This window comes from Candidatus Propionivibrio aalborgensis (assembly GCF_900089945.1).
In the GTDB taxonomy this organism is placed as follows: Bacteria; Pseudomonadota; Gammaproteobacteria; order Burkholderiales; family Rhodocyclaceae; genus Propionivibrio; species Propionivibrio aalborgensis.
Map to the genome: position 1 here is coordinate 1 of NZ_FLQY01000098.1, position 1253 is coordinate 1253.

The 1253-nt window shown below is 57.4% G+C and carries 1 protein-coding gene; it reads right to left on the bottom strand.

What is annotated here, in order from left to right; genetic code table 11:
- Positions 1-32 precede the first annotated feature (32 nt).
- Positions 33-1172 (bottom strand): IS630 family transposase, encoded by a 1140-nt coding sequence (locus PROAA_RS06115; RefSeq protein ID WP_186410491.1) that lies wholly within the window; start codon positions 1170-1172, stop codon positions 33-35.
- Positions 1173-1253: the final 81 nt, after the last annotated feature.

Here is a 1253-nt window from a genome sequence, read left to right on the forward strand (position 1 = left end):
CTAGTAGTGCGTTCCAACAAAACAAATACACATTAAACGATTCCGATGTCGAACTTATTCCATCGAAAGACAGCGGGAAGTTGGTTCATTTCGTCAATGCCCTTGAGGATGCGCGCCTTGAGTTCATCGAGCGAGGCGACGCGGATATGGCGCAGGAACGTGCGCGCCATTTTTGAGAACGCACACTCGATGAGATTGAGCCAAGAACCATGCTTGGGCGTATGAACATACTCGAAGCGCCCGGGGCGCGTGGCGAGAAAGGCCATGGTCTCCTTCGAGATATGCGCCGAATGGTTGTCGAGAACCACCCGGATGATCGCCTCCGGCGGGTAGTAGGCGTCAATCTCTTTGAGCAGAGCGATGAACTCGACGCTACGGTGCCGATCCTCGGCATGGGCGAAGATGTGGCCCGAGTGAAGATCGATACCGGCCAGGATCGACACGGTGCCATGACGAACGTACTCGTAGTCGCGCGCAACTGTCGCAGCCTTTCCCGGGACCGGAGGCAAGTCGGGCGCCGTCAGACCAAGTGCCTGTACGCCAGGCTTCTCATCGACGCTGACCGTGTAGATCGGATCTGGGCGCCCGTCATGAACCGCACCGTCGGTGTAAATAGAGACGTCTCGATAGACCAACAGAACGTCCTGCATCTTGCGGTCGAACTCCGGGTCACGCCGCTCCAGGTAGTAGCGAATCTTGTGCGGCTTGATGTCATGCTCATTCAAAATTCGCCAGACGGTACTCTTGCCCGCTTGCGCCAGACGTGGATGCCCAGCCGCCTCGGCGCCTTCGCAGACGAACCGCGCCAGTGCCGAAATCGACCACAGTTCGGCCGCCAGTCCATGATCTTTCGGTTTGGTGCAGGCAATGCTGACCACCCAGGCTTTCGCCTCGTCAGTAATTTCGGGTTCATGCGGACGATGGTAGGCATCCTTGAGTCCGGCGCCCACCCCTGCCGCCAACGCTTTGTCGATGCACTTGTAGATCATCGGACGCCCGACGCCCACCCGGCGCATCAAGCCGCTGATCGATGCTCCCTCGGCGTAGCCAAGCAGAATCTTGGCGCGCTCCACTTCGCGTATCGGCGCTGTCCTCGACCCCGAAAGTTCCGTGAGCATTGCTCGCTGCTCATCCGCCAACACCAGTGCCGCGCGCTTCGTCTTTCTGGCCATGATCACTCCCGTCAAGAGTTGTACAAGGATCATAACCATTATCGACTATTTTGTAACTATATTGATGGAACTAACTACTAG